The following is a 6,000-nucleotide window of genomic DNA, read 5'->3' as shown; positions in this document are numbered from 1 at the left end:
CCGCCCGTCGCGGCCGGGAGCGGCGCCGGGACGCCGATCGCCGGGATGCCCAGCATGACGCCCGCCGGCTGGGCCGGGGCCGCGTTGCGCTTCTCCCACGCGTCGCCGGCGCGGGTGCGCCGTACCACCGTCGTCGGGCCCTCGGCCAGCAGGTGGTGGGGCGCCGCGTACGTGATCCCGACGGTGACGACGTCGCCGGGGCGCACCTCGGCCTCGGGCTTCGTGAAGTGCACGAGACGGTTGTCCGGGGCACGGCCCGAGAGGCGGTGGGTGGCGCCGTCCTTGCGGCCCTCGCCCTCCGCGACCATGACCTCCAGGGTCCGGCCGACCTGCTTCTTGTTCTCCTCCCAGGAGATCTCCTCCTGGAGGGCGACCAGCCGCTCGTAGCGCGCCTGGACGACCTCCTTGGGGATCTGGCCCTCCATCTCGGCGGCCGGGGTCCCGGGCCGCTTGGAGTACTGGAAGGTGAAGGCCTGCGCGAAGCGTGCCTCGCGCACGACGTGCAGGGTCTGCTCGAAGTCCTCCTCGGTCTCGCCGGGGAAGCCCACGATGACGTCGGTCGAGATCGCGGCGTGCGGAATCGCGGCGCGGACCTTCTCGATGATGCCGAGGTACCGGTCCTGCCGGTACGAGCGGCGCATCGCCTTGAGCACCGTGTCCGAGCCGGACTGGAGCGGCATGTGCAGCTGCGGCATGACGTTCGGCGTTTCCGCCATCGCCGCGATCACGTCGTCCGTGAAGTCGCGCGGGTGCGGTGAGGTGAAGCGGACACGCTCCAGGCCCTCGATCTTCCCGCAGGCCCGCAGCAGCTTGCTGAAGGCCTCGCGGTCACCGATGTCGGAGCCGTACGCGTTGACGTTCTGGCCGAGCAGGGTGATCTCGGAGACGCCCTCGGAGACGAGCGCCTCGACCTCGGCCAGGATGTCGCCGGGCCTGCGGTCCTTCTCCTTGCCGCGCAGGGCGGGGACGATGCAGAACGTGCAGGTGTTGTTGCAGCCGACGGAGATGGAGACCCAGGCGGCGTAGGCGGACTCGCGCCGCGTCGGCAGCGTCGAGGGGAACGCCTCCAGCGACTCGGCGATCTCGACCTGCGCCTCTTCGAGGACGCGGGCACGCTCCAGCAGCACCGGCAGCTTGCCGATGTTGTGCGTACCGAAGACGACGTCGACCCAGGGCGCCTTCTTGACGATGGTGTCGCGGTCCTTCTGGGCCAGGCAGCCGCCGACCGCGATCTGCATCCCTGGGCGGGCGGCCTTCATGGGGGCGAGCCGCCCGAGGTTGCCGTACAGCCTGTTGTCGGCGTTCTCCCGCACCGCGCAGGTGTTGAAGACGATGACGTCGGCCTCGCCCTCGCCGGTGCCTTCGGGCGCACGCACATAGCCTGCGTCCTCCAGCAGGCCCGACAGCCGCTCGGAGTCGTGGACGTTCATCTGGCACCCGTAGGTGCGCACCTCGTATGTTCCTTTGACGTCCACTGCTTCGCTCCGGTCGCTGCTGGTCATTCCTCCAGGGTAAGGGGGCGCCGGGGCAGCTCTTCCCCGAGCCGGTCGGCGGGATCGGGGCGGCCGGGTCCGGGTCAGGCCTCTGCGGTCGCGGGTTCCTCACCCGAGCTTTCCGAGCCCGCGATGGAGCAGGTGAGCTCGCCGTCCCGGATGTCGCAGACGACCGTGTCGCCGGGGTCGAGGGTCCCGTCGAGCAGCATGTTCGACAGCCGGTTGTCCAGCTCGGACTGGATCGTGCGGCGCAGCGGCCGGGCGCCGAACTCGGGCTGGTAGCCGCGGTTGGCCAGCCACTCCTTGGCCGTCTCGGTGACCTCGAGACCGATCTTCTGCGCGTGCAGCCGACGACGGCTGCGTTCCAGCAGGAGGTCGACGATCCTGATCAGGTCGGCCCGGGCCAGGGCATGGAAGACGACGATCTCGTCGATCCTGTTGAGGAACTCGGGCCGGAAGTGCGCCCGCAGCTCGGCCATGAGGTCGTCCCTGATCTCGTCCACCGAGCCCTCGTGGTCCAGGATGTGCTTCGACGCGATGTTGCTGGTCATGATCACCACGGTGTTGCGGAAATCGACCGTGCGGCCCTGCGCGTCCGTCAGCCGCCCGTCGTCCAGGACCTGCAGCAGCAGGTTGAAGACGTCCGGGTGCGCCTTCTCGACCTCGTCGAAGAGCAGGACGCTGTAGGGCTTGCGGCGTACCGCCTCGGTGAGCTGCCCGGCCTCCTCGTAGCCGACGTACCCGGGAGGGGAGCCGACGAGCCGGGAGACCGTGTGCTTCTCCTGGAACTCGCTCATGTCGAAGCGGACCATCCGGTCCTCCTCGCCGAACATCAGGTCCGCGAGCGCCTTGGCGAGCTCGGTCTTGCCGACACCGGTGGGGCCGAGGAAGAGGAAGCTGCCGGTGGGACGACCGGGGTCGCCCATGCCCGCACGCCCGCGGCGTACCGCCTGGGCGACGGCGGTGACGGCCTCGTCCTGGCCGATCACGCGCTTGTGCAGGGCCTCCTCGAGCTTCAGCAGGCGTTCGCGCTCGGTCTCGGTGAGCTGCGAGACGGGAATGCCGGTGCGCCGGGAGAGGACCTCGGCGATGTCCTCGGCTGTGACGGCGCCGACCTGCTCCCGCTCCTCACCGAGATCGGCGAGCCGGCGCTCCGCCTCCTGGATGCTCCGCTTGAGATCGGCCGCGCGCTCGAAGTCCTCGTTGCTGACCGCCTCGTCCTTCTCCCGGTTGAGCTTGGTGAGGCGTTCGCGGAGGTCGCCCGCCGCGGTGCTGCCGCCGCCTGTCCCGCGCAGCGCCACCCGCGCCCCGGCCTGGTCGACGAGGTCGATGGCCTTGTCGGGCAGGAAGCGGTCGGTGATGTAGCGGTCGGAGAGCGCGGCCGCCGCGTCGATGGCCTCGTCGGTGATGCGCACCTGGTGGTGGGCCTCGTAGGAGTCGCGCAGTCCGCGCAGGATCTCGATGGTCTCGTCCACCGTGGGCTCAGGCACCATCACGGGCTGGAAGCGGCGCTCCAGGGCGGCGTCCTTCTCGATGTTCTTGCGGTACTCGTCGATCGTGGTCGCCCCGACGAGACTGAGGTCTCCGCGGGCGAGGGCGGGCTTGAGGATGTTGCCGGCGTCCATGGCCCCCTCGCCACCGCTCCCGGCGCCGACGACCGTGTGCACCTCGTCGATGAACAGGATGACGTTCTTCTCCGCCGCGGTGACCTCGTCGATCACCTTCTTCAGCCGTTCCTCGAAGTCGCCGCGGTACCGGGACCCGGCGACGAGTCCTGCCATGTCGAGGCCCACGACCCGCCGGCCCTGCAGCGCCTTGGGCACGTCACCGGAGACGATCCGCTGCGCCAGGCCCTCGACGATGGCGGTCTTGCCGACGCCGGGATCGCCGATCAGCACGGGATTGTTCTTCGACTTGCGGGAGAGGACCTCCACGGTCTGCTCGATCTCCTCGGCGCGGCCGACGACCGGGTCGAGCCGGCCGCTGCGGGCCTCGTCCGTGAGGTCGCGGCCGTACTCGTCGAGCGTGGGGGTGTCGCTGTGACCGCCCCCGGCCGCCCGCTGCCCTCCCGTGCCGTCCCGCAGCGCGCCGGTCGAGGCTCCTTCGGAACGCAGCGCCCGTGCGGCCTCGGAGCGCGGGTCCTCCAGCAGCGCGGCGAGGATGTGCTCCGGCCCGATGTACGAGGCGCCCGCCGCCTGGGAGCGAGCGTGGGCGGCGAGCAGGGCGCGCTTCGCGGCAGGCGTGAGTGCGGGATCCCCGGACCCGGTGCCGGAGGGCAGTTGCTCCTGCAGGTCGTCCGCGAGCTTGTCCGGATCGGCACCGACCTGTTCCAGCACATGGCGAGCCGACGGTATCTGCGTGGCGGCCCACAGCAGATGGACGGTGTCCAGGTCGCAGCCGTCCTCCGCCGCTCGGCCGCCTGCGGCTGCCAGCAGCTCGTGCGAGGAGTCGCTGAGCAGGCGGCCGATGGGCACCCGTTGCACGGCGGGCGGGGAGGCCCCCGGGCTCATACCGAAGAAGCGGTTGAAGAGGTCGGAGAACGGGTCGCCTGACCCGAAGGGCGAAGTCGTCACAGTAACCACCCGATCCGGCGCGGCCCACCGCGGGCTTCACTCGACCGCGAGCACCGTCTGCCGTCGTCGAACTGCCCGTACACGCCCAGTCTTCGCTGCGACGGTCCATCGTGCGACCGGAGGCGACCGGCGCAGGGGCCGTCCCGGAGGGCCTGCGCCACCACGCGGGCAGCGGCGCCGATCCGTCGGTGAACGATCAACCACCACGCGTCCCGTGCCGGGCGAGAGGCTGGTGAACTCCCGTGGGAAAGGGCCCCAGGGCCGCCGTCGCACCTCCAGCATGTGGGCGATCCCCGCACTGGAGGTGCTCATGTCACGGTGGAGTTCCGCTCTCACCGCACTGCCCGCAGCCACCCTCGCGGTCGCCGCCCTTCTCGTCGCCCCCGGCCCCGCCCATGCCGCCCCCGCCGATCCCGAACTCGCCCACCGCTGGGCCCCGATCCACTACCAGGACTCCTCGTCCGCGTACTACACGGCCGACTACCTCGCCCCGGTCGACTACGACGGCGACTGGAACACCCTCGACAACTGGGAGGAGCTCGACGCGAACGCCGGCCGGCTGACCGGCACCGTCTACTACTCCGTCGCCGAGACCGGCACGCACTGGTATCTGACCTACGCCTTCTTCCACCCGAGGGACTGGAAGGACCATCCCCTCAACTGGTTCTCGCACGAGAACGACATGGAGGGGCAACTGGAGGTGATCCGCAAGGACGGCAGCACCTACGGGAGCCTGGAGGCCATGGTCACCCTGGCCCACGACAACTTCTACTCCTACACCCCGCCCGGAAGCCCCTTCACCGCCGGCCAGGAGAACATCGACGGCACCGTCGTCATGCAGGACTTCGACGGAGCGGGCCACCCGACCAGCTTCCAGGAGGCCCGTGGCCACGGCGCGTACGCCTGGGACGGCGCGGAGTTCCCGGGCGGCGACGGGATCGTCTACCGGCCCAGCCGCGGCGCGGGATCGGTGCCGAGCGGCGGGAACGACCGCAACGCGACGTACCAGCTCGTCGACATCACGGCCGGCGGGGGCCTCTGGGAGCGGCGCAACAACGCGGAGACGTACGCCTCGTGGGGCGCCTTCCGGGGCGACAACGGCAGGGACAACGCGGCGCACGCCCCCTGGGCCTGGGACGACTCGAACGACGGCAGCGCGCTCCAGCCCGGCGCGATCGTCACCGACCCGGCGCTCCTCGTCTCGCGGTACTTCACCAACACCGGCACCCTGGACCGCACTTACCTGCGCAACCCCTACCGCTCCTGACCACATCCCGGCACCGGAGCGGCGCCGCACCCGCACGGACAGCGTGCGGCGCCGCACGGCGTTCGCGGGTCCTACGAGGCGACCGGCGGCGCGGTCATCGGCTCGGCCGGGTTCCGGTCCTGGGACTTCGGACCGTCGACCGACCAGTCGGCAAGCGTCTCAAGGATCTCGAGCGTGCCGATCTGGGCGTCGTAGGTGCAGCGCCGAGTGGTCCGGCGCAGGGCGTTCAGATCCGTCTTGTGCACGTACAGCCCAACGGCCTTGACGTTGTCGTAGGTGCTCAGCCGCATCCAGGGCCCGCCGTTTTCGAGGATGCGGACCGAGCCCGTCAGGTCGTCCCGTGAGAGCCCGCCGACGGTGCTGTGGACGGGGCGGCCCTGGCCCGGGTCGATGTCGAGGCCGCCGTCCTCGGTGCCCGTCGTGAGGGTGGGCAGTTCTCGATGTTCCGGCCCTTGTCGTCGAGCCAGAGGTGCGGCGGGTTGCCGTTCGCGCTGAAGTGCGCGCCCGGGTGGTACGCGAGGTGCCAGTGCGGCGGATTGTCCGGGTGCAGCCGGTTGTTGGTCTCGAAGCCCATCAGCGTCCAGTGGTGGCCGCGCGCCTTCGCCTCCGCGTCGAACACGGAGTCGATCAGCACGGCCTCGACAGCCGGCCCGCTCCTCGTCGTTGT

5 protein-coding genes are annotated in these 6,000 nt (G+C 70.8%); 1 reads left to right on the top strand and 4 read right to left on the bottom strand.

The features are described from left to right. Positions 1–1,502 (bottom strand): tRNA (N6-isopentenyl adenosine(37)-C2)-methylthiotransferase MiaB (miaB, locus tag ACWCP0_RS24305; protein ID WP_451080903.1); only part of this gene is annotated, 1,502 nt, incomplete at its 3' end. Positions 1,503–1,576: 74 nt separating this feature from the next. Next, entirely contained in the window at positions 1,577–4,066 is a 2,490-nt protein-coding gene (locus ACWCP0_RS24300; RefSeq protein ID WP_451080902.1) for an ATP-dependent Clp protease ATP-binding subunit, read from the bottom strand. 310 nt (positions 4,067–4,376) lie between these two features. Between ACWCP0_RS24300 and ACWCP0_RS24295 the strand changes: the two genes are divergently transcribed. After that, positions 4,377–5,333, top strand: coding sequence for a hypothetical protein (locus tag ACWCP0_RS24295; protein WP_451080901.1), 957 nt, complete (start codon positions 4,377–4,379; stop codon positions 5,331–5,333). A 71-nt stretch (positions 5,334–5,404) separates the two neighbouring features. Here the strand turns inward: ACWCP0_RS24295 and ACWCP0_RS24290 are convergent, their stop codons facing one another. Both ACWCP0_RS24290 and ACWCP0_RS24285 read right to left on the bottom strand, forming a co-directional pair. Further along, entirely contained in the window at positions 5,405–5,623 is a 219-nt protein-coding gene (locus ACWCP0_RS24290; protein WP_451080900.1) for a hypothetical protein, read from the bottom strand. A gap of 38 nt (positions 5,624–5,661) precedes the next feature. Next, on the bottom strand, positions 5,662–5,967 hold the full coding sequence (locus ACWCP0_RS24285; protein ID WP_451080899.1) for a hypothetical protein: 306 nt from the start codon (positions 5,965–5,967) through the stop codon (positions 5,662–5,664). Between the last annotated feature and the right edge of the window lie 33 nt (positions 5,968–6,000).

The organism is Streptomyces sp. NPDC001970 (assembly GCF_053594115.1).
This window is presented reverse-complemented; position numbering and strand designations above follow the sequence as displayed.